This window comes from Peribacillus asahii (assembly GCF_004006295.1).
Taxonomy (GTDB): domain Bacteria; phylum Bacillota; class Bacilli; order Bacillales; family DSM-1321; genus Peribacillus; species Peribacillus asahii_A.
This window is the reverse complement of record NZ_CP026095.1, coordinates 3970773-3992500: the sequence shown is the minus strand read 5'-3', so window position 1 is coordinate 3992500 and position 21728 is coordinate 3970773. Positions and strand designations below refer to the sequence as shown.

Genomic DNA, 21728 nt, shown 5'->3' with positions numbered 1-21728 from the left:
TCCGCGCCGAAAATGTACCGGGGCTAAACATAACACCGAAGCTGTGGATGGACATCTGCGATGTCCGTGGTAGGAGAGCGTTCTAAGGGCGTTGAAGCTAGACCGGAAGGACTGGTGGAGCGCTTAGAAGTGAGAATGCCGGTATGAGTAGCGAAAGAAGGGTGAGAATCCCTTCCACCGAATATCTAAGGTTTCCTGAGGAAGGCTCGTCCGCTCAGGGTTAGTCGGGACCTAAGCCGAGGCTGAAAAGCGTAGGCGATGGACAACAGGTTGATATTCCTGTACCACCTATACATCGTTTGAGCGATGGGGGGACGCAGGAGGATAGGGTAAGCGCGCTGTTGGATATGCGCGTCCAAGCAGTTAGGCTGGAAACGAGGCAAATCCCGTTTCCGTTAAGGCTGAGCTGTGATGGCGAGGGAAATAGAGTACCGAAGTTCCTGATTCCACACTGCCAAGAAAAGCCTCTAGCAAGATGTAGGGTGCCCGTACCGCAAACCGACACAGGTAGATGAGGAGAGAATCCTAAGGTGTTCGAGAGAACTCTCGTTAAGGAACTCGGCAAAATGACCCCGTAACTTCGGGAGAAGGGGTGCTCATTAGGGTGTTAAAGCCCAGATGAGCCGCAGTGAATAGGCCCAGGCGACTGTTTAGCAAAAACACAGGTCTCTGCGAAACCGCAAGGTGAAGTATAGGGGCTGACACCTGCCCGGTGCTGGAAGGTTAAGAGGAGAGGTTAGCGCAAGCGAAGCTTTGAATTGAAGCCCCAGTAAACGGCGGCCGTAACTATAACGGTCCTAAGGTAGCGAAATTCCTTGTCGGGTAAGTTCCGACCCGCACGAAAGGTGTAACGATCTGGGCACTGTCTCAACGAGAGACTCGGTGAAATTATAGTACCTGTGAAGATGCAGGTTACCCGCGACAGGACGGAAAGACCCCGTGGAGCTTTACTGCAGCCTGATATTGAATTTTGGTACAGCTTGTACAGGATAGGTAGGAGCCTGTGAAGCCGGAGCGCCAGCTTCGGTGGAGGCGTTGGTGGGATACTACCCTGGCTGTATTGACATTCTAACCCGCACCCCTGATCGGGGTGGGAGACAGTGTCAGGTGGGCAGTTTGACTGGGGCGGTCGCCTCCTAAAAGGTAACGGAGGCGCCCAAAGGTTCCCTCAGAATGGTTGGAAATCATTCGTAGAGTGTAAAGGCACAAGGGAGCTTGACTGCGAGACCTACAAGTCGAGCAGGGACGAAAGTCGGGCTTAGTGATCCGGTGGTTCCGCATGGAAGGGCCATCGCTCAACGGATAAAAGCTACCCCGGGGATAACAGGCTTATCTCCCCCAAGAGTCCACATCGACGGGGAGGTTTGGCACCTCGATGTCGGCTCATCGCATCCTGGGGCTGTAGTCGGTCCCAAGGGTTGGGCTGTTCGCCCATTAAAGCGGTACGCGAGCTGGGTTCAGAACGTCGTGAGACAGTTCGGTCCCTATCCGTCGTGGGCGCAGGAAATTTGAGAGGAGCTGTCCTTAGTACGAGAGGACCGGGATGGACGCACCGCTGGTGTACCAGTTGTCTTGCCAAAGGCATCGCTGGGTAGCTATGTGCGGACGGGATAAGTGCTGAAAGCATCTAAGCATGAAGCCCCCCTCAAGATGAGATTTCCCATAGCGCAAGCTAGTAAGACCCCTGAAAGATGATCAGGTTGATAGGTCAGAGGTGGAAGTGTGGCGACACATGGAGCTGACTGATACTAATCGGTCGAGGACTTAACCTATTGTTTTGATAACACGCAATGCTTTCCTATTATCTAGTTTTGAAAGAATAAAAAAATATTCTTGCAAAACTTCTGGAAAAGTACTATAATAGAATAGTGACTGAAAGAAGTAATGTTTGGTGACGATAGCGAAGAGGTCACACCCGTTCCCATTCCGAACACGGAAGTTAAGCTCTTCAGCGCCGATGGTAGTTGGGGGTTTCCCCCTGTGAGAGTAGGACGTCGTCAAGCATAATGGAGGATTAGCTCAGCTGGGAGAGCATCTGCCTTACAAGCAGAGGGTCGGCGGTTCGATCCCGTCATCCTCCACCATATATGCCGGTGTAGCTCAATTGGTAGAGCAACTGACTTGTAATCAGTAGGTTGGGGGTTCAAGTCCTCTTGCCGGCACCATTTGGACGAGTCATTAGCTCAGTTGGTAGAGCATCTGACTTTTAATCAGAGGGTCGCAGGTTCGAATCCTGCATGACTCACCATATTGCGGGTGTGGCGGAATTGGCAGACGCACCAGACTTAGGATCTGGCGCCGCAAGGCGTGGGGGTTCGACTCCCTTCACCCGCATTATTTTTTGCGGAAGTAGTTCAGTGGTAGAATACAACCTTGCCAAGGTTGGGGTCGCGGGTTCGAATCCCGTCTTCCGCTCCACTTTTCGTAAAGTGCCGGGGTGGCGGAACTGGCAGACGCACAGGACTTAAAATCCTGCGGTAGGTGACTACCGTACCGGTTCGATTCCGGTCCTCGGCACCATCTTAATATGCGCCCGTAGCTCAATTGGATAGAGCGTCTGACTACGGATCAGAAGGTTATGGGTTCGACTCCTTTCGGGCGCGCCATTATTATACGGGAAGTAGCTCAGCTTGGTAGAGCACTTGGTTTGGGACCAAGGGGTCGCAGGTTCGAATCCTGTCTTCCCGACCATTGATCTACTAAATATATGGGGCCTTAGCTCAGCTGGGAGAGCGCCTGCCTTGCACGCAGGAGGTCAGCGGTTCGATCCCGCTAGGCTCCACCAAATTTCATTAAATACTTATATTTCCTTGGCGGTGTAGCTCAGCTGGCTAGAGCGTACGGTTCATACCCGTGAGGTCGGGGGTTCGATCCCCTCCGCCGCTACCAAAAAATATAAGGACCTTTAGCTCAGCTGGTTAGAGCAGACGGCTCATAACCGTCCGGTCGTAGGTTCGAGTCCTACAAGGTCCACCATAAGTTCTTTATTTAAACGGAGGTATACCCAAGTCCGGCTGAAGGGATCGGTCTTGAAAACCGACAGGGGGGTCAAACCCCGCGGGGGTTCGAATCCCTCTACCTCCTCCATTTTAAATAATTTTTACCGTCGCGGGGTGGAGCAGTCCGGTAGCTCGTCGGGCTCATAACCCGAAGGTCGCAGGTTCAAATCCTGTCCCCGCAATATGGTCCGGTAGTTCAGTTGGTTAGAATGCCTGCCTGTCACGCAGGAGGTCGCGGGTTCGAGTCCCGTCCGGACCGCCATATTACTTTTTAAAAATCATTTGGCTCAGTAGCTCAGTCGGTAGAGCAAAGGACTGAAAATCCTTGTGTCGGCGGTTCGATTCCGTCCTGAGCCACCATTATTATTCTAGAAATTACGGCGATTGTGGCGAAGTGGTTAACGCATCGGATTGTGGTTCCGACATTCGTGGGTTCGATTCCCATCAGTCGCCCCATATATGCGGGTGTAGTTTAGTGGTAAAACCTCAGCCTTCCAAGCTGATGATGAGGGTTCGATTCCCTTCACCCGCTCCAAATAATGGGCCTATAGCTCAGCTGGTTAGAGCGCACGCCTGATAAGCGTGAGGTCGGTGGTTCGAGTCCACTTAGGCCCACCATTCCGCAGTAGCTCAGTGGTAGAGCACTCGGCTGTTAACCGAGCGGTCGTAGGTTCGAATCCTACCTGCGGAGTACGGGGAAGTACTCAAGAGGCTGAAGAGGCGCCCCTGCTAAGGGTGTAGGTCGGGTAACCGGCGCGAGGGTTCAAATCCCTCCTTCTCCGCCATTTGGCCCCTTGGTCAAGCGGTTAAGACACCGCCCTTTCACGGCGGTAACACGGGTTCGAATCCCGTAGGGGTCATACAGTTAAAGCAGATTTAAAAGTATTGTTACATACAAACTTTTAAATCTGCTTTTTTGTTTATATTATTTGTTCATTTTGGTTGTTCTAAAAAGAGGGAATATGAAGTGTATGCTAATTGGTACGAATGCAGAGAGACTAGAGCCAGTTCGTGAAATTAATAGTTTTTCAAGTTTGCTGCACATAATAAGAAACCAGCCGCAATGATTAAATTGCGGCTGGTTGTATTAGAATAAGTCCTCAATCGTTTAACGAACAATATGATTTAACACAGCTATTAAAATAAATAACTAATTAGTAGCCCGACTGCCATTAGAAATCCAAAGAATGTGTTCGTTTGGGCCGTTGCTTTCATCGATGGCATCATTGTGATAGGTTCTGTTTTCCCTATAAATCCTGTTGTCGCTTTAATAGCTTTTGGTAAGCTTAAAAAGGCAAGTAGAATCCAAGCACTGACCGTTCCTGTTAAAACTAATCCAATTAGCCATAGATAAGAAACCGCAAACATAATCGCCATAAATATAATGGCTTTCTTACGTCCTAAAACAATTGGCAGAGTTTTGCGCCCATTTGCTTTATCCCCATCATGGTCACGAAGGTTATTGGACATATTGATCAAGCCGACTAAAATTCCGCTCGGTACAGATACTAAAATGGCAAGGGTCGATACATAGCCGGTTTGAATAAAGAAAGCGATTAAAATGATAAAACATCCCATAAATAAGCCGGAAAAAAGTTCGCCAAATGGTGTGGATGAAATCGGTAGTGGACCACCTGTATATAAATAGCCAACCAGCATACAAATAAGTCCAACAGCTGCAAGCCACCAAGAAGATACGGCACAAATATAGAAGCCAATTCCAATGGAAACAGCATACATTGTGAGTGCGAGTGTCATAATCAACTTGGGAGTCATACCGTGACGAACAATTCCACCGCCAATCCCAATGGAATCTTCCGTATCTAACCCTCGCTTAAAATCATAATATTCATTAAATAAATTAGTAGCAGCTTGTATTAAAATACTAGCAACCATCATAGCTGTAAACAACAGCCAATTCACGTTACCTTCTATAAGAGCAATAATTGTGCCCAATAAAACGGGTACGAATGCGGCTGTTAATGTGTGGGGGCGAATAAGTTCCCACCAGATTTTCCAGCTGCGCTTAACGGCCGATTCAGCTGAATGATTAGTAAAATCAGTATGCATCTCGTTTCTCCTCTATCATTTATAGTCATATGAAATTATATCAAAGTGTACGTAGTAAAGTGTAGGAAAACGTTATGAAAGTGTCAATTGATTTTAAAAGTGAAAATATTTCCAAAACCAAGGATGGATACGGATTTATATAATAAGGAAAAAAGTTGTCTGAATCTTTGGTAGAAGAGGTGATTAATTGACATGAGGTTAAATAGAGGTGTATCTTTAAATAGGTTTAGTATGTATTTAAAATGTATGGTAGTGGGGGGATTTTTTTGGCTATTTCAGAAGAAACTGAACAGCTTCAAGGACTGGCTTTTGCTATGCAACGAGCAAAGGAACGAAATGAATCAGTCCTATTCAGCCATGTAAAGAAAATAGAGTACAAGAACCCCCTTTCATTTTATCAAGCTGGAAGAGAACAATATGCAGGAGAGCGCTTCTTTTGGCAGGACCCTGCAAAGGAAATTACGATTACGGGTTTAGGTAATATAAAGAAACTTCAGGCAACAGCAAGTGCAAATCGTTATAAACAAGTAGAAAAATGCTGGCTCAAATTGCAGAATGCTGCTGTTCAATCAGGAGTACGTGATGTAGATGCGACCGGCCCTTTACTATTTGGAGGCTTTTCTTTTGATTATGAACAAAGCAGTTCTTTATTATGGAACCAATTTGGCGATAATTTATTTTATATACCTGCTTATATGTTATCAATCGTAAAAGGAGAAGCTTATTTAACGACAAACATTCTTTGCTCGCCAGAAGACCAAGAACAACTTTTCATCCATATGATAAATGAACGGGAAGAATTTTTAGTAGAACGTTTAGAGAATAAAGAAGTGCCGACTAACGCATTAGTGGAACAACGAGAGATTCGTCCAACTGAGTGGAAACAAACGGTCGCAAAAGCAGTAGATGAAATGAGACGTAGTGATTTAGATAAAATTGTGTTAGCCCGAGAATTACGCGTCGTGTTTCAAGACCGTATTGTTTCAGAAAAAGTGTTAGAGACACTAATGGTAGAACAACCAACAAGCTATATTTTTAGCTTTGAAGCGGGTGGAGATTGCTTCATTGGAGCCACACCAGAGCAATTAATTAAGAAAAAGGGCAATGAGGTGTTTTCAGTTTGTTTAGCTGGCTCGATTGCCAGAGGAAAAAGCGAGGAAGAGGATACGCGGCTTGGCAATGAGCTACTGCATGATTCGAAAAATCGAATGGAGCATCAATATGTAGTGTCGATGATTACGAATGCTTTACAAACACTTTGTGAAGAAATTATTGTACCAGATGAGCCGGAGTTAATGAAAATTCGACATATTCAGCATTTATACACGCCAGTGAAGGGGATGTGTGTAGGGGATGCGACCATTTTTGATTTTGTTGAAAAATTGCACCCAACTCCAGCAATGGGCGGTTTGCCAAAAGAGAAGGCGATTGTTCGAATTAGAGAGATTGAAGGATTAGAACGCGGCTTGTACGCAGGTCCTCTCGGTTGGGTCGATTCGTACGGCAATGGGGAGTTTGCTGTTGGAATTCGTTCAGCGCTCTTACAAGGTAATGAGGCTTCTTTATTCGCTGGTTGTGGTGTATTAGAGGATTCATTACCGGAAAGTGAATATCAAGAGACAGGAATTAAGTTTAATCCGATGTTAAGTGCTTTAGGAGGACATCTTCATGACTAACCGAGATGCATTAACTGCTTATATAGCGAGCTTTGTTGATGAATTAGCACAAAATAAAGTAAGACATGCTGTTGTAAGCCCAGGGTCGCGTTCGACACCGATTTCTTTATTGCTTGCGGAGCATCCGGATATTGAAGTGCATCTAAATGTCGATGAACGCTCGGCTGCGTTCTTTGCCCTCGGTTTGGCAAAGGCGTTAGGAGAGCCCGTTGCAATGATTTGTACGTCTGGAACAGCAGCGGCGAATTATTATCCGGCGATTGTTGAAGCTTACTATGCGCGGGTACCGCTGCTTGTGTTGACAGCTGACCGCCCGCATGAATTGCGTTATGTAGGGGCACCGCAGGCTATTGACCAAATTGAATTGTACGGTAAGCATGTAAAATGGTCAGTTGAGATGGCGCTTCCTGAACAGACAACAGAGATGACCAATTATGCGAGAACAGTTGGAGCAAGAGCGGTTGCAACAGCAGCCCTTTCTCCAGCGGGCCCTGTGCATCTTAATTTCCCTCTTCGTGAACCACTTGTTCCAGATATGAAAAAAGCGAAAGAGTATCGTAAGGAGTCTTCCGCGGTGCTAATTGAAGATGGTGTACGGACTCTTGCACAATCCCACGTTAAAGCGCTTGCAAGTACGTTAACTGAAGCAAAGCGGGGCATTATTGTTGTAGGTGAGTTAAAGGATGATTCCGTAAGTGAGGCCATTGTAGCGCTTTCAGAGCAGCTAGCTTTCCCAATTCTTGCTGATCCATTATCTTTATTGCGAAGTGGTACACATAAGCAAGAGCAAATTATTGAAACGTATGATACCTTTTTACGTGATGATATAGCAAAAGAGATGCTTAATCCGGATCTCGTGTTACGCTTTGGGGCTATGCCTGTATCGAAGGCTTTGCTATTGTTTTTGAAAAAACACCATTCAGCAAAGCATCTCGTCGTCGATGATGGAGCAGGCTGGCGTGAACCCGCAGGACTAGCAACGAACATGATCTATTCTGAGGTAAACACGTTTTGTTCTGATATGTTAAATCAATTAAGCGGAATTCGTGATTTAACTTGGCTGCAACGTTGGCAAGCTGTGAATACAGCAACTAAAGAGGCACTTTATTCGCTTCGGGATGATGCAGAATTAAGCGAGGGCAAGCTCTTTTTATTATTAAATGAGTTAATGCCAACACATTCAACATTGTTTGTTGGCAACAGTATGCCTATTCGCGATTTAGATACGTTTTTCTTTAACAATGAGAAACAAATTCGGACGCTTGCTAATCGTGGAGCAAATGGCATTGATGGCGTTGTTTCTACAGCACTCGGTGTCAGTACGGTTTCGGAGCATACTGTTCTTGCGATTGGGGATTTAAGTTTTTATCATGATATGAATGGGTTGCTTGCTGCGAAGTTACAAAAGCAAAATATGACAATTGTATTAATTAATAATGATGGCGGCGGTATTTTCTCCTTCCTTCCGCAAGCGAATGAGAAGGAATATTTTGAACTTCTCTTTGGCACACCACATGGGCTGGACTTCGCTCATGCGGCCGCTCTTTACGGGGCAAAATATAATAAAGTGACAAATTGGGAAGAATTCGGGCAAGTGTTTACACAGTCTTTTACAATCCCTGGCTTAAAGGTTATTGAAGTGCCAACAGAAAGAGAGTCCAATTTAGTTAAACATCGAGAATTGTGGAATTTTGTTTCCCAGGAAATAAAGGATGTTCTTTCATGAAGGTTGTTTGTCGAGATGTAACATATCATGTTGAAGTAGCGGGCCAAGGAGAGCCTCTGCTTTTGTTACATGGCTTTACGGGCAATGCGGATACATGGTCCTTTCTTGTTCCAATGTTGAGAGAAAGCTATCAGCTTATTATGGTGGATATTATTGGTCATGGTCAAACGGACTCTCCAAAAGAAGTACGAGCATATGAAATGGAACAGGTGGCTGCTGATTTAGTTTCTATTTTAGAGAAGTTAGAAGTTTCGACTGCCCATGTGCTTGGCTATTCAATGGGGGGGCGACTAGCGTTAAGCTTGGCGATGTTGTATCCACACTATGTACGCAGCTTGCTATTAGAAAGTGCTTCACCTGGTTTAGAGACCGAGGGGGAGCGCTTGGAGCGGCGCAAGCAGGACCAACAGTTAGCTGAACGCATTGTAGCAGATGGGATGGAAGCATTTGTTGAAACTTGGGAAAACATTGCGTTGTTTCAAAGTCAAAAGCGTTTACCAAATGAGCAAAAATTAGCGATTCGCAAGCAGCGTCTAGCCAATTCTCCCCTCGGTTTAGCGAATAGCTTACTTGGGATGGGAACAGGCAGTCAGCCATCATGGTGGAACGAGCTTGAAAAACTAGATATGCCTGTACTTTTAATAACGGGAGAGTTAGATTCGAAGTTTTGTAAAATAGCGAATCGAATGCAAAATCGGCTAAAACATGGAGAATGGACAATAATAAATGATGTTGGGCATGCGATTCATGTGGAAGATGGAGAAAAGTTTGGTAAAATAATAAGGGAGTTTTTACTGAAACATTAAGGAGGAAGAAAAATGACAGTTCAATGGGAAACAATTCGTGAGTATGATGAAATTTTATTCACAAAATACAATGGTATTGCGAAGGTTTCAATTAACCGACCTCATGTACATAATGCGTTTACACCGAAAACGGTAGCAGAAATGATTGACGCATTTGCAAGAGCGCGTGATGATTCTAGCATCGGTGTGATTATCTTAACGGGTGAAGGCGGCAAAGCATTCTGTTCAGGTGGAGATCAAAAAGTACGCGGACATGGTGGATATGTAGGCGATGATGAAATTCCACGTTTAAACGTATTAGATCTTCAACGCTTAATTCGTACGATTCCAAAGCCAGTTGTAGCCATGGTTGCAGGATATGCAATTGGCGGCGGCCACGTTCTGCATGTCGTATGTGATTTAACAATTGCGGCTGATAATGCGGTATTCGGACAAACTGGACCAAAAGTAGGCAGCTTCGATGCTGGTTACGGTTCTGGTTACTTAGCGCGCATCATAGGACATAAGAAAGCGCGTGAAATTTGGTACTTATGCCGTCAGTACAATGCACAGCAAGCATTAGATATGGGATTAGTCAATACAGTGGTTCCTTTAGAACAATTAGAAGCAGAAACAATTCAATGGTGTGAAGAAATGCTTGAGAAGAGCCCAACGGCATTACGCTTCTTAAAAGCAGCGATGAATGCGGATACAGATGGTCTTGCTGGTCTTCAACAAATGGCTGGTGATGCTACACTTCTTTACTATACAACGGACGAAGCAAAAGAAGGACGCGACGCTTTCAAAGAAAAACGTACTCCAGATTTCGGACAATTCCCTCGTTTCCCTTGATTCGAAGGAATGCTTGAGAGAAAACAGCTTGGCGGCTTGCGTCAGGCTGTTTTCTTTATAATAGGTTATTCGAAAGGGGATATGACATGGAAGAGCAACTACCGAATTGGTTGAAAAAAAGAGCAGATATTACGCCTACTAGACCTGCTATTGAATTTGAAGGTATTACGTATAGCTTTAAAGAGTTAAATCATATGGTAGAAGAAATGGCAGGAAAGCTTGCTGCTAAAGGTGCACAACAAGGTAACACTTGTGCGATACTGGTGCGTAATCACTTGGATAGTGTTGTGATGATTCACGCTCTTTTTTATATAGGTGTACGAATTGTCATGCTGAATCATAAATTAACAGCAAATGAGCTTGCTTGGCAAATACAAGATAGCCAAGCTAGTATTCTTTTTTCAGAGAGACATTTTGCAGACACTTTAAAGGAGATTGAACAGGAAGCTTCTACAGTCACTGTGTGTGTAAAAGAAGAATTGATAGAGGCCGTTTCTCCTCAGACTATGACAGATTTTTATTTAGAAGATACAGCGACAATTATGTATACATCAGGCACAACGGGAAAACCGAAAGGCGTGATGCAAACATTCGGCAATCATTGGTGGAGTGCTGTTGGTTCAGCATTAAATCTTGGCTTACATGAGCAAGACAGCTGGTATTGTGCAGTGCCGATTTTTCATATTAGCGGTTTGTCCATTTTAATGCGCAGTGTAATCTATGGGATGAAAGTTGTGTTAGTGGAGAAGTTTGATGAAGAAGAAGCGAATCGGCATATTTGCAAAAACGGTGTAACGATTATTTCGGTCGTAACAGCTATGTTAAATCGTATGCTCCTTAATTTAGGTGACAGAAATTATCCATCTTCATTCCGTTGCATGCTGCTTGGGGGCGGTCCTGCTCCTTTACCTTTACTAGAGCACTGTAAAGAAAAAGATATCCCTGTGTTTCAAACATACGGGATGACGGAGACGGCTTCGCAAATTGTCACACTTACTCCAGAGTATAGCATGGAGAAAATCGGCTCAGCAGGGAAGGCTGTATTTCCGTCGCAAATACGTATTGAAGTCGATGGCAAGCAAGCAAAACCGAATGAAGCAGGGGAGATTGTCGTCTTTGGTCCAAATGTGACGAAAGGCTATTTCAATAGAGTAGATGCAACAGAGCAAGCCATTAAAGCAGGATGGCTGTATACAGGGGATATTGGCTATTTAGATGATGAGGGCTTCCTATATGTGCTTGATCGCCGTTCTGACTTAATCATTTCGGGGGGAGAAAATGTATATCCAGCTGAGATTGAATCCGTATTAAGTGCACATCCTGCTGTTTTTGAAGCGGGTGTTACCGGTGTGACCAATGAGAAGTGGGGACAAGTACCCCTTGCATTTGTTGTGCTTACAGAAGAAGTAACAGAGCAACAGTTGCTTGCGCATTGTCGCGAACACCTGGCTGCTTATAAAATGCCGCGTGAAATCGTCTTTTGTGATCACTTACCTCGAAATGGAGCAAATAAGCTGCTGCGCCGCAAATTAAAGAAAGAGGATGGGAGAGGATGAAGAAGCCAGTTTCGATTACATTGAGAATCATTGAAGCACCTCTGAAAAGTCCTTTTCAAACTCATTTAGAGACGGTCACCAAACGAGAGGTGATTGTTGTTGAAGTGCGCGATGCGGATGGACTAGTTGGGTATGGCGAGGCTGTACCGTTTTCAAGTCCTTGGTATACCGAAGAAACCATTCAAACGGTTTTTCATCTATTAGAAGATTTCTTGGTTCCTCTTACGTTTCAACAACAGTGGAAACATCCATCAGAGCTGCCGTACGTTTGGAGTGGCATTAGAAGAAATAGAATGGCAAAATCGGCGCTTGAACAAGCCGTATGGGATTTATATGCGAAGCAACAGGATGTTTATATTGGCAAATTGTTTGGAGGAGAGAGAACAGAGGTAGAAGCGGGAGTAGTCATTGCAACAAGTAGTGTAGACGAAGCGCTGCGGCAAATTGAAGAGTTTAAACAGGATGGATATCAGCGTTATAAAGTAAAAATTTCTCCCCGCAATGATATTTCGCTTTTATCTGCCATTCGTGCTTCCTATCCTACTCTTCCATTAATGGGAGACGCTAATTCCGCTTACTCACTTGATGATGTCCGGCATTTACAGAGATTGGATCAATTTACGCTGCAAATGATTGAACAGCCGTTGGGACATGATGATATTGTAGAACATTCATTTTTGCAAAAGCAGTTGAAAACGCCAATTTGTTTGGATGAAAGCATTTGTTCATTTCATGATGCAAAAAGTGCTCTGCAGCTAGGGAGCGGAAAGATTTTAAATATTAAGATGGCACGTGTCGGTGGGTGGACAGAAGCGGTTAACATTCATCATTTATGTGTAGAAGCAAGTATTCCCGTTTGGTGTGGAGGAATGATTGAATTTGGCATATCTCGAGCACACAATATTGCTTTAGCTTCGCTGAGTGGTTTTACGATTCCGGGGGATTTGTCCTCTTCATCAAAATATTGGGAGGAAGATATTATTGAACCTGAAGTACAGGTTATCAATGGAAAAATTACAGTACCGAAATCGGCAGGAATTGGCTTTACGGTTCGCCAAGCATATGTCGAATCAATTACTACTTATAAGCGACTATATCCTGACCACTCCCATGGCTAAAGCCGCTGGGGTTCTTTCTCACAAATATCCCACTTACCATCTTCCATAAGAAGAGGAAGAGGCGAGACTTGGGTGAGCAACACTTGAAAGAAAAACAGTCTTTCAAGAGGGCAAGGTCGGTGCCAACTACGCCGTTCAACCGGCGATACTTGTCTAGGGTTACAATACCGCACTCTTTCTATGAAGAGTGTTGGTCGGCAGAACGTTGAACATTTTACGTGACAGACGTTTTTCCTGTCACAACCACCTATGTTCAGTTTTCAAAGAACATCCTATATACCAAATGGTACCATTTCAAATGCATGGTGTACAGAACGTATTTTCGATAGTTTATCTGCACACCGCATTTGGGCGAACATTCCTCCCATCCCTAAAGGGTATGCAAGCATACCGTAATGGGCTTTCTTTTCGCGGAAATCTTTAAATAAAGTTTAGGAAGCCCAAATTAAGAGCAAACAGCCAAAAACGCCCATGTGGCGTTTTTTTATGAAAAAAATTCAAAAAATATACATATTAGAGGGCTGAAGCGTTGATATAAAGAGGTTTTTAAGTAGGATATAGTGAAAAATAGGTATTTGTCGATTTCCCCTTTTTTGGATTATTTTGTATAATGGGGGAAGTGAAGCATCCTAAGTACAAGACAAGGAGAGAGAAACATGAAAAAAGCGTATCTTATTGCAGAAATTTTGTTAAAACGGGGAATGCCAGATTCAGTTGTCAAAGAAATTACCGCTATGAATGAGTATGAAATCGTCTTTTTAAAAAGGAAATGTGCCTCCTTACACAATTCTATTTCAAAAGCATGAAAAAGCTGACGAATAGAAGCATTCATCAGCCGTGATTAGAATTCAATCGTACTATATTTATTGATTGGGCGACCAATATTACCGTATTGGGCGTCGAGGTGTAGTAGTCCTTGTTCATTTAAGTAATCTAAGTAACGTCGAGCTGTTACTCGAGCAATCCCAACACCATCGGCAACTTCTTCAGCTGATTGAGGAGTATGCTGTTCACTCATAAAATTCATCACTTGTTGCAATGTCGCGACATTCAAGCCTTTTGGAAGCTCGTCTTTGTTAAATAGCTTTATCGGAGTCTTAGGTGTTGTAGAGACTTCATTTGAAAAAATAACTCGATCTAATTGAGATTGTGAGATACTATGATCTGGTTGAACTTCAGTACGAAACGAATAATATTGTCGGAGCGTGTGCTGTAACCGCTCAAATGTAAAAGGTTTAATTAAATAGTCAAATGCACCATTTTGCATCATTTTCCGAACGGTTTTTTGATCATTCGCTGCGGATATAATAATGACATCGATGTCGATTTGTTCTTTTCGAATTTCATACAGTGTATCGATGCCATTTAAGGAAGGCATGAAGATATCTAGAATGACTAAATCGGGTTGAAGGTGTCTAATTTTCTCCAGCCCCTCCAGACCGTTTGAGGCTATATCGATGACTTGAAAGTGGTTTACGCGTTCAATAAATTGTTTATTGACTTGCTGAACCATTGGATCATCTTCAATTAATAGTACGTGAATCGTCTCTTTATTCATACGAATCCTCCTTGGTGTAATTCATCGGAAATGAAAGGAAAAAGCTCGTTCCTTCATTAGGAGTCGATGTAAAGCTAATATCTCCATGGGACTTTTTCACAATTTGTGCGATTAAATAGAGTCCAATGCCTGAACCTTCTGCCCCCTTTGTTGTAAAGCCATAATCATAAATACTTGGCTGAATGGAGCTCGGTATGCCACAGCCATTATCTTCTAACACAATATGACAATATTCCTCATCTTGTTGGATGGACAAGTAGACTTGTTTTTTCTCTTCATTTGAATTCTTTAACGCTGCGTACGAATTTTCAATTAAGTTTCCAAGCATTAATACGAAATCATGATGATCCATATCATGAGGAAAACGCTCAAGCTTTAGATTTGGGTCGAATAGTAATTCGATACCTAACTCTTTTCCAATTGAGACTTTACTTAAGAGGAGGCCGACTAAATTATCATCATGAATACGCTTAGTTAAGAACCGTGTTAATTCACTTCGCTCTTCAGTAATTTGGAACACATAGTTTAAGGCTTCATCTAAATTCCCAAGTTGAATTAAACCAGCAATCGTATGTAATTTGTTCATATGCTCATGATTTTGCGCTCTTAGTGCCTCTACAAAAGCTTTAACACTCGTTAATTCTTCCGCTAGCTTTGTTACCTCTGTTCGGTCTTGGAAAATGGCAACTGCGCCAATTGTTTTATCACCAAGCGTAATTCGAACCCGGTTGCTGACGATATTTTTTTTCTGAACGGAGATTTCTTGATTATAAACTGGTTCATTTAATGTTAATACCTCGGGTAAGCGAGTATCATGGATAACATCTTGAATGTTTTTACCGATGACATCCCCTGTAATATGAAGCATTTGTTTCGCCCGTTCATTAAAAATCGTAATGATTTCATGATTATCAATTGCGATAACCCCCTCGTGCATCGCGTTAAAGGCAGCTGTTCGTTCAATGAGCATATGTGATATTTCATGTGGTTCAAGTTCAAATGTTTCTTGTTTAATATGCTTAGCCATTAGCCAGGAGCCACATACACCAAAGATTAATGTAAGAAGCAGGATGAGTATGATATCATCTTTGAAATAGCCCATGATTTCTGGTAAGGTAGGTAAAATATTTCCTACGAGTACGACGCCAATTTGTTTATTTTCCTCATCTAAAATAGGAACAAAAGCGCGAATAGCTGTGCCCATTTCTCCTTTTGCTTTAGATAAATATTCATGCTCGGCAAAGGCAGCGTTCTCATCTGAGCTTTTGGACAAAGTGCCAAGCTGGCTATATACAGGATGAGAGTAACGAACGTGATTGACATTTAAGACAATAATATAATCGGCATCATGAATAATGCGTAAGTTTTCAATGAGCGGGTTTAATTCTTTCCACCCTTCTGGTTGCAACACAAGCTCTCGAACGCTTGATAGTTCAGCAATCGTGTGCGCTGTAAGCATCGAGCGCTTACCTAATTCATCTTCCTCAGAAGACCAAAGATTACCTAATATAACAATGCCTCCAATTAAAATGGAAAATGCAACAATTCCAAACGATAGCAATGTAATTTTTACTTGTATGGGCATATGAAAGGACTTGTCCATTTATGTGATTCCTCCATGACTTCTATGCTTATAGTATCAAAATCAAACGAGAATTTCTCTCTTTTTGCTTTTGCGCTTTTTTGATGAGATGTGTTATAACAAGGATAAATAGATGCATATAAGGAGATGGCATATTGCGAGCGTTTTGGGGTTATTTTGCATTAATATCGTTAGGTTTAATCCTCGCAATTTTTATTGCTTTTCAGTCCTTGTTTTCAAAAGAGGATGTTAAGAAGGATTATGAGCAAGTTGGCATGAAAGACCAGATCATCATTAAATTTAGTCATGTTGTAGCAGAAAACACGCCGAAAGGTTTAGCGGCTGTTCATTTCGCTAAGCTCGTCGATGAATATACAAACCATCGTGTCAAAGTAGAAGTTTTTCCGAATCAGTCTTTATATGGCGATCAGGAAGAAATTAAGGCACTACTCGAGAATAAAGTTCAAATGATTGCTCCGTCTACCTCAACGCTTACAGATCTTTCACCGAAGTGGTTATTGCTGGACCTTCCATATATTTTTCCAAATAGGGATGCCCTTGAAGAAACGCTATATGGAGAAGTGGGAGAGGAGCTTCTTCACGATTTGGAACGGCACCATATAAAAGGAATGGCGTTGTGGACGAATCATTTTAAGCAAATAACAAGTAATAAACCTATTCACACGACAGCAGATTTCGAAGGAAAAACGTTTCGGATTATGCCAAGTAAGGTGTTGAAGGAACAATTTGAGCATTTTGGTGCGTCAACTTTGATGTTACGATTTAATGAGACATTTGCAAACCTAGAACAAAATAAAACGGATAGTCAAGAGAATACAATTTCTAATATTTATTCGAAAAAATTATACAGGCTTCAAAATTATTTAACGATAAGCAATCATGGTTTTCTTGGATATGGTGTATTAATGAATCAACAATTTTGGGATGAACTACCGCCAGATATTCAAGTTCAAATCCAACAAGCTATGCAAGAAACCACAGAATGGCTTTGGACAAAATCAGATGAAATGAATCGTCAGTTATTGCTTGAAATCGAAAGAAGTTCATCCATTTCCATGTATAAACTTTCACCAGCTGAGAAAAAACAATGGATGAACGAAATGACCGTTATTTATCCAAGGTTTGAGCCGATTATTGGGACGGAATTAATGGATAAAATGAAGGTAATTCGAGAAAAACATATAAAGTAATAGACGTGTAAGTGTTGAGAGCAGCCGAATTCTTTCTGTATTGCTCTTATCATATTCTCGTGAAAAACGCCTGCTTGGGGAAAGAACAAGCAGGCGTTTTTTATAGAAATGAGGTAAGGGAGCGGGGGCTTTTATTTATAGCCCATGATTGGGTTTGAAAGTGCGGCAGCCCGTTTCATGACTAGTGCGTGCACGTTCTTCGGTATAATTCATTACGCTAATGGCATCAGCGGAACAACGGTTGCCGTGTTTCCAAAATGAACAACTATCAACAGAACATTTAACATCTTGAGCCATATAGATCACTCCTTTTGAAGAAATCAATCTTGCTTTTCTAGTTTGTTCAGCGAACTTTCTTGCATACGGGAAGAAATTTGGTAAGCGAAAAAGAAGTATCAAACCTTTCTCTTTTGTCCAAAATAAAAAAGAGGAGGTGTAATACTATGGCTCAAGATGTTCTTTGTGAAGTAAACAACTGTAAGTTTTGGGGATCGGGCAATAAATGCCAAGCGGATGCTATTTATGTTGTTAGTAATAAAGGGAAACAAGCTTCTAACAGTGAAGAAACAGATTGTAAAACATTTGCACCAGAACTTTAATGTTCGGAAGGTAACCATTGGGGTGGTTACCTTTCCTTATATATATTATTGATAATAACTCTCATTTTCATGCAACGTTATAAATTTTTTATTGTTTAGCAAAGCCTATGTACAAGAAAAAGAGGTCGTTTAAAAGTGTGATTCTTTTAAACGACCTCTAATTTTTAATTTAAAGCTTTTTGTAACGTTTTTATATTTTTATTCATCAAGCTCATATAATCAGCATTTGCTTGAAGATCGGCATCCGTTAAGATGGCCAAATTATGAAGCTGTAACGCCTCAGCTCCGAGTTCCTTTTGAATAATTTCGGTTAATTTAGAGCTAATATTTTGTTCGAATACAACGTATTTCAAGTTATGTTCCTGTGCTGTTCTCACGATATTTTCTAATTCTTTCTGTGAAGGTTCAGTAGAAGTGGTTAAGCCTGTGACACTAATTTGTTTTAATCCATAACGTTCTTCCCAATATCCATAGGCTGCATGAGAAACGATGATTTCATTTGTTTTTCCATTTTTAATTGTATCTGCTAATTGGGTATCAAGTTCCTTCAGCTGCTCGTCTAATTGTTTGTATTCTGCTTCAAAATAATCTGCTTGCTCCGGCATTTGCTTCGTTAATTCCGTTTTAATTGCTTCTGCCATTTGGGCTGTATATAAAGGATTTAGCCAAAGATGCGGGTCAATTCCTCCGTGATCATGGCCATCATTATGACTATGTTCCTGTTCATTATCAGTATGTGCTTCATCGTCTAGATTTACTTTTTCACCAATTGCTACAGTTTTTACACCTTCGTCAGAAAGAATGGGCTGAGCTTTTGTTACAAAGCCTTCTAAATTATGACCGATATAAAAAAAGAGTTCTGCGTTTGTCATGTTCACAATATCTTTTTGAGAAGGCTCATATGTATGCTCATCTGTTCCTGGAGGATAAACAGTTTCAACATGAACATACTTTCCCCCGATTTCTTCAGCTAAATATTGCAACGGATAAACGGTTGTATAAATGTCGATTATATTGTCGTTTGCTGTTTCTGTTTTATTTTCTTCGGCGTTACCACAACCAGATAGGAAAAGGGCGCTTAATAAAAATATAATAGTGGTCAATTGCTTTTTCACGAGAAAAAATTCACTCCTTTGTATTAATTCGTAATTGTTCCGATTTAAATTTAGTAATTAAGCGAAATGATTCCGATTTAACTATTGTATCATACAAGAAAAGAAGTAAGAAAGCAAGCGAAAAATTTATAGTTGTTTCTTCTTTTCTTGTTTCTCTGGAACTGGGTCAAACCCGCCTGGATGAAATGGATGACATTTTAGAATGCGAATAATAGTGAGCAAGCTTCCTTTGAATGCTCCATGTACTTTAATTGCTTCTAGACCATAATGAGAGCAAGTTGGATAGAAACGACAAGATGGTGGTTTTAATGGTGAAAGGGCAATTTGGTAAAATCGAATGAGTTTTGTTAAAAGTGTTTGCATAATCTGTACTCGCTTTCAAAATATTCGTGGTTTTACTATATCACATTTCTGCATTCTTATTAAAATGGTTTTGGTATATCGACATTCTGCAAAAATAATAAGGATGAAAAAAATTAGGTTTAGAGGTAGAATAAGAACATACACATTTAAGGAGTGAAGAAAATGCCTTCAGTTGAAAGCTTTGAATTAGATCATAACGCCGTAAAAGCGCCATATGTTAGACATTGTGGAGTGCACAAAGTTGGAACAGACGGTGTTGTTAATAAATTTGATATTCGTTTCTGCCAACCAAATAAACAAGCGATGAAGCCAGATGCCATTCATACATTAGAGCATTTGCTTGCTTTTAATATTCGTAAACATTCAGAAGGATATGATCATTTCGATATTATCGATATTTCACCTATGGGCTGTCAAACAGGCTATTATTTAGTTGTAAGCGGTGAGCCAACTGTATCTGAAATTATTGATGTATTAGAAGAAACAATGAAAGATGCCGTTCAAATTACAGAAATTCCAGCGGCTAATGAGAAGCAATGCGGTCAAGCAAAATTGCATGATTTAGAAGGTGCTAAGAAATTAATGAATTTCTGGCTAACTCAAAGTAAAGAAGACCTTCATAAAGTATTTGGTTAAGATTGTCATAAAATATACACAAAAAGGTTCCTGAAGGGTCTGACAGGGGCCTTTTTGTGTGGCATAATTAGCAACGATAACTATACTTATTATTTTGAATCATCTGGATATTCATCTGATTCCGGTGCTGGATCAATAGTATGTTTGTATGCATAGCCTTTATTGACTGTAAGCACCGATAGAAAAATGACGATTAGAATGATGAGAATAGAAACAATAAGGATAATTGTCAAAGCAATACTCCTTCCCCTAGTCAATGATCATTCGTGAAAATTGGATAATTTTGATATAATCTGCAGTGAATATAGTCTGCGGATTCTGCTTTATTTTACCATAAAATGCAAGGTAATTGAACCGTGATTATAGGGGTATAATACATGTAGCTTAAATGGGAGGTAATTCAGATGGCAGATGCTAAATTAGTGGAATTAGTGAATAAGGAAATTGCGAATCTTACTGTTCTGTATACTAAGCTTCATAATTATCATTGGTTTGTAAGTGGACCGCGTTTTTTTGAATTACATCAAAAATGGGAAGAATTGTATAATGAGGCGACAGCCAACTTAGATGAGTTAGCTGAACGATTACTGGCTTTAGGTGAAAAACCAGTGGCAACATTGAAGGAATACTTGGCGCTTGCTTCTATTGAAGAAGCAACAGGAAACGAGACACCTGAAGATATGGTTCGTAGTGTGGCTAACGATTTTGAAAAGATTTCAACGGAATTGATTGAAGCGATTGAATTAGCTGATCAAGCTGATGACCAAGTAACAGGTGACTTGCTTATCGGTATGAAGAAGAGCCTAAATAAGCATGTATGGATGTTAAATGCGTATTTGCAAAAGTAAAAAAGTGAAGCCTTGATATTCAAGGCTTCACTTTTTTGAATACAGGAATTTAGGAGAGAAAATACGTCGAAAGAAAGCGCTTACTATATTTTAGTAAGTGAACAGTGAGTTAGTGAAAAGTACGCGGTGAAAAATATGTAGGTTTGGCATTTATGCTATTCTGAGCAAATTTACCTTTTAACGATTCAATAATGTACAATCCCATTAAATTGGTTAATTCTTGTTCATCCATGTCGTGCAATAACTCTAAGATTTCTTTGCGATCTAATTGTTCTAAAACTGCAAATGTCAGCATGTCAATATCTTCTTCATCACCTGTTAGCTTTGTGCGATACATGTTGTATAATTCTTCAATTAATTTCATTAACCTTCACCTCAATTTAATTAAAATTCATCGGAATATGTATGAAAAATTATTCTAGATGTCATACTTTTCAGTGCTATTCTTGATGGTTGGATATATTATATGCGTTACCCTTTGAAAGATACTTTAATCTATAATTCAAAAATTATCCACTCTTTTTTCTTAAAAAAAGTGAATTTTTTCCTTTGCATGAACTGGGGAGGGAAGTGGGAAAATACATGTATGATTCAGAAAGGGTGAGAAGTCTTGGCTGAGCAGCGGAAAACATATTATATTTGGATACCGAATGGGCAAATTTCTCAAAGTAGTACAGATTCACCGTGGAATTTTAAAATTGAAGCAACTGATGATGAAATTATGCAATTGCGAGAGTACTTTGATTATAACTATATGATTGGTGAAGAGAACTTTTATCGTGCTCACGTGCCCCTTAAGGAATATCATCATGATCATGAAAATGATGAACAAGATTTGACGTTGCAAAACATTTATCAATTAATTTATGAGCTTGGCGATGAAGAAGCAAAGCAACATATTGAAAGCATGGGAATTTTAAAAGCAAAGCGAACAGATGATGGCCTCCGGTATTAAGAGGCTTTTTTCTATATGAGAAAGTTATAAAAGAATTAGGGGAATACGTTCAGCGTAAGAGACCTAACCGATTTCCGCT

The 21728-nt window shown here is 41.2% G+C and carries 20 protein-coding genes, 21 tRNA genes and 2 rRNA genes (1 of these 43 only partly in view); 35 read left to right on the top strand and 8 right to left on the bottom strand.

Annotated elements, in window-relative coordinates:
• The 23 genes from BAOM_RS19720 to BAOM_RS19610 all read left to right on the top strand — a co-directional run.
• Positions 1-1772 (top strand): 23S ribosomal RNA (locus BAOM_RS19720); it begins 1162 nt to the left of the window's first position.
• A gap of 115 nt (positions 1773-1887) precedes the next feature.
• Positions 1888-2003, top strand: a 5S ribosomal RNA gene (gene rrf, locus BAOM_RS19715).
• Between the two features lie 5 nt (positions 2004-2008).
• A tRNA-Val gene (locus BAOM_RS19710) sits at positions 2009-2084 on the top strand.
• Between the two features lie 5 nt (positions 2085-2089).
• A tRNA-Thr gene (locus BAOM_RS19705) sits at positions 2090-2165 on the top strand.
• A 7-nt stretch (positions 2166-2172) separates the two neighbouring features.
• Positions 2173-2248: transfer RNA gene (locus BAOM_RS19700), tRNA-Lys, on the top strand.
• Positions 2249-2252: 4 nt separating this feature from the next.
• Positions 2253-2334 (top strand) — tRNA-Leu (locus BAOM_RS19695).
• Between the two features lie 9 nt (positions 2335-2343).
• Positions 2344-2418, top strand: a tRNA-Gly gene (locus tag BAOM_RS19690).
• A 13-nt stretch (positions 2419-2431) separates the two neighbouring features.
• Positions 2432-2520, top strand: a tRNA-Leu gene (locus tag BAOM_RS19685).
• 9 nt (positions 2521-2529) lie between these two features.
• Positions 2530-2606 (top strand) — tRNA-Arg (locus BAOM_RS19680).
• A gap of 8 nt (positions 2607-2614) precedes the next feature.
• Positions 2615-2691 (top strand) — tRNA-Pro (locus BAOM_RS19675).
• 18 nt (positions 2692-2709) lie between these two features.
• Positions 2710-2785 (top strand) — tRNA-Ala (locus BAOM_RS19670).
• 27 nt (positions 2786-2812) lie between these two features.
• A tRNA-Met gene (locus BAOM_RS19665) sits at positions 2813-2889 on the top strand.
• Between the two features lie 10 nt (positions 2890-2899).
• Positions 2900-2976 (top strand) — tRNA-Ile (locus BAOM_RS19660).
• Between the two features lie 18 nt (positions 2977-2994).
• A tRNA-Ser gene (locus tag BAOM_RS19655) sits at positions 2995-3087 on the top strand.
• 20 nt (positions 3088-3107) lie between these two features.
• Positions 3108-3181, top strand: a tRNA-Met gene (locus BAOM_RS19650).
• A 3-nt stretch (positions 3182-3184) separates the two neighbouring features.
• Positions 3185-3261: transfer RNA gene (locus BAOM_RS19645), tRNA-Asp, on the top strand.
• A 22-nt stretch (positions 3262-3283) separates the two neighbouring features.
• Positions 3284-3359: transfer RNA gene (locus tag BAOM_RS19640), tRNA-Phe, on the top strand.
• 20 nt (positions 3360-3379) lie between these two features.
• Positions 3380-3455 (top strand) — tRNA-His (locus BAOM_RS19635).
• Positions 3456-3460: 5 nt separating this feature from the next.
• Positions 3461-3534 (top strand) — tRNA-Gly (locus BAOM_RS19630).
• 6 nt (positions 3535-3540) lie between these two features.
• Positions 3541-3617 (top strand) — tRNA-Ile (locus tag BAOM_RS19625).
• A gap of 1 nt (position 3618) precedes the next feature.
• Positions 3619-3690 (top strand) — tRNA-Asn (locus BAOM_RS19620).
• Between the two features lie 3 nt (positions 3691-3693).
• Positions 3694-3784, top strand: a tRNA-Ser gene (locus BAOM_RS19615).
• A gap of 3 nt (positions 3785-3787) precedes the next feature.
• A tRNA-Glu gene (locus BAOM_RS19610) sits at positions 3788-3859 on the top strand.
• 277 nt (positions 3860-4136) lie between these two features.
• Here BAOM_RS19610 and BAOM_RS19605 read toward each other — a convergent pair.
• The gene (locus BAOM_RS19605) at positions 4137-5069 is read right to left on the bottom strand and encodes a 1,4-dihydroxy-2-naphthoate polyprenyltransferase (RefSeq protein ID WP_127761736.1); all 933 of its coding nucleotides are present in this window, start codon (positions 5067-5069) and stop codon (positions 4137-4139) included.
• A gap of 266 nt (positions 5070-5335) precedes the next feature.
• On the opposite strand from BAOM_RS19605, the gene BAOM_RS19600 reads away from it, so the two are divergent.
• The 7 genes from BAOM_RS19600 to BAOM_RS24635 all read left to right on the top strand — a co-directional run bounded on the left by BAOM_RS19600 (position 5336) and on the right by BAOM_RS24635 (position 13588).
• Positions 5336-6745 (top strand): isochorismate synthase, encoded by a 1410-nt coding sequence (locus BAOM_RS19600; protein WP_127761735.1) that lies wholly within the window; start codon positions 5336-5338, stop codon positions 6743-6745.
• Positions 6738-8471 (top strand): 2-succinyl-5-enolpyruvyl-6-hydroxy-3-cyclohexene-1-carboxylic-acid synthase, encoded by a 1734-nt coding sequence (gene menD / locus BAOM_RS19595; protein ID WP_127761734.1) that lies wholly within the window; start codon positions 6738-6740, stop codon positions 8469-8471. The genes BAOM_RS19600 and menD overlap by 8 nt, the downstream gene beginning before the upstream one ends.
• Positions 8468-9277: a 2-succinyl-6-hydroxy-2,4-cyclohexadiene-1-carboxylate synthase gene (gene menH, locus BAOM_RS19590; RefSeq protein WP_127761733.1), complete on the top strand. Its 810-nt coding sequence runs from the start codon at positions 8468-8470 to the stop codon at positions 9275-9277. The genes menD and menH overlap by 4 nt, the downstream gene beginning before the upstream one ends.
• Before the next feature lie 12 nt (positions 9278-9289).
• Positions 9290-10108: a 1,4-dihydroxy-2-naphthoyl-CoA synthase gene (menB, locus tag BAOM_RS19585; RefSeq protein WP_127761732.1), complete on the top strand. Its 819-nt coding sequence runs from the start codon at positions 9290-9292 to the stop codon at positions 10106-10108.
• A gap of 86 nt (positions 10109-10194) precedes the next feature.
• Positions 10195-11664, top strand: coding sequence for an o-succinylbenzoate--CoA ligase (locus tag BAOM_RS19580; RefSeq protein ID WP_127761731.1), 1470 nt, complete (start codon positions 10195-10197; stop codon positions 11662-11664).
• A complete protein-coding gene (menC, locus tag BAOM_RS19575) occupies positions 11661-12782 on the top strand; it encodes an o-succinylbenzoate synthase (RefSeq protein ID WP_127761730.1) in 1122 nt (373 codons plus the stop codon). The genes BAOM_RS19580 and menC overlap by 4 nt, the downstream gene beginning before the upstream one ends.
• A gap of 656 nt (positions 12783-13438) precedes the next feature.
• On the top strand, positions 13439-13588 hold the full coding sequence (locus tag BAOM_RS24635) for a hypothetical protein (protein WP_164853295.1): 150 nt from the start codon (positions 13439-13441) through the stop codon (positions 13586-13588).
• A 35-nt stretch (positions 13589-13623) separates the two neighbouring features.
• Here the strand turns inward: BAOM_RS24635 and BAOM_RS19570 are convergent, their stop codons facing one another.
• Positions 13624-14340, bottom strand: coding sequence for a response regulator (locus BAOM_RS19570; protein ID WP_127761729.1), 717 nt, complete (start codon positions 14338-14340; stop codon positions 13624-13626).
• Positions 14333-15943, bottom strand: a complete 1611-nt coding sequence (locus BAOM_RS19565) for an ATP-binding protein (protein WP_164853294.1) — start codon at positions 15941-15943, stop codon at positions 14333-14335. The genes BAOM_RS19570 and BAOM_RS19565 overlap by 8 nt, the downstream gene beginning before the upstream one ends.
• Positions 15944-16077: 134 nt before the next feature.
• On the opposite strand from BAOM_RS19565, the gene BAOM_RS19560 reads away from it, so the two are divergent.
• Positions 16078-17133: a DctP family TRAP transporter solute-binding subunit gene (locus BAOM_RS19560; protein ID WP_127761728.1), complete on the top strand. Its 1056-nt coding sequence runs from the start codon at positions 16078-16080 to the stop codon at positions 17131-17133.
• A gap of 135 nt (positions 17134-17268) precedes the next feature.
• On the opposite strand, the gene BAOM_RS19555 is transcribed toward BAOM_RS19560, so the two are convergent.
• Entirely contained in the window at positions 17269-17430 is a 162-nt protein-coding gene (locus tag BAOM_RS19555) for a DUF1540 domain-containing protein (RefSeq protein WP_119116954.1), read from the bottom strand.
• 146 nt (positions 17431-17576) lie between these two features.
• Here BAOM_RS19555 and BAOM_RS19550 point away from each other — a divergent pair, with 146 nt between their 5' ends.
• Positions 17577-17732 carry a DUF1540 domain-containing protein gene (locus BAOM_RS19550; protein ID WP_127761727.1) on the top strand — a complete coding sequence of 52 codons (156 nt, stop codon included), beginning with the start codon at positions 17577-17579 and terminating at the stop codon, positions 17730-17732.
• Between the two features lie 164 nt (positions 17733-17896).
• Here the strand turns inward: BAOM_RS19550 and BAOM_RS19545 are convergent, their stop codons facing one another.
• Positions 17897-18847 carry a metal ABC transporter solute-binding protein, Zn/Mn family gene (locus tag BAOM_RS19545; RefSeq protein WP_127761726.1) on the bottom strand — a complete coding sequence of 317 codons (951 nt, stop codon included), beginning with the start codon at positions 18845-18847 and terminating at the stop codon, positions 17897-17899.
• Positions 18848-18973: 126 nt separating this feature from the next.
• Positions 18974-19210 carry a membrane protein insertion efficiency factor YidD gene (gene yidD / locus BAOM_RS19540; protein WP_127761725.1) on the bottom strand — a complete coding sequence of 79 codons (237 nt, stop codon included), beginning with the start codon at positions 19208-19210 and terminating at the stop codon, positions 18974-18976.
• A 162-nt stretch (positions 19211-19372) separates the two neighbouring features.
• Between yidD and BAOM_RS19535 the strand changes: the two genes are divergently transcribed.
• Entirely contained in the window at positions 19373-19846 is a 474-nt protein-coding gene (locus BAOM_RS19535) for an S-ribosylhomocysteine lyase (RefSeq protein ID WP_127761724.1), read from the top strand.
• A gap of 89 nt (positions 19847-19935) precedes the next feature.
• Here the strand turns inward: BAOM_RS19535 and ytzI are convergent, their stop codons facing one another.
• Positions 19936-20079 (bottom strand): YtzI protein, encoded by a 144-nt coding sequence (gene ytzI / locus BAOM_RS19530; protein WP_127761723.1) that lies wholly within the window; start codon positions 20077-20079, stop codon positions 19936-19938.
• A gap of 171 nt (positions 20080-20250) precedes the next feature.
• Between ytzI and BAOM_RS19525 the strand changes: the two genes are divergently transcribed.
• Positions 20251-20694 carry a Dps family protein gene (locus BAOM_RS19525; protein ID WP_127761722.1) on the top strand — a complete coding sequence of 148 codons (444 nt, stop codon included), beginning with the start codon at positions 20251-20253 and terminating at the stop codon, positions 20692-20694.
• A 109-nt stretch (positions 20695-20803) separates the two neighbouring features.
• Here the strand turns inward: BAOM_RS19525 and BAOM_RS19520 are convergent, their stop codons facing one another.
• Positions 20804-21058, bottom strand: a complete 255-nt coding sequence (locus BAOM_RS19520; protein WP_119116947.1) for a DUF6154 family protein — start codon at positions 21056-21058, stop codon at positions 20804-20806.
• Positions 21059-21304: 246 nt separating this feature from the next.
• Between BAOM_RS19520 and BAOM_RS19515 the strand changes: the two genes are divergently transcribed.
• The gene (locus tag BAOM_RS19515) at positions 21305-21649 is read left to right on the top strand and encodes a hydrolase (RefSeq protein ID WP_127761721.1); all 345 of its coding nucleotides are present in this window, start codon (positions 21305-21307) and stop codon (positions 21647-21649) included.
• Positions 21650-21728 lie beyond the last annotated feature (79 nt).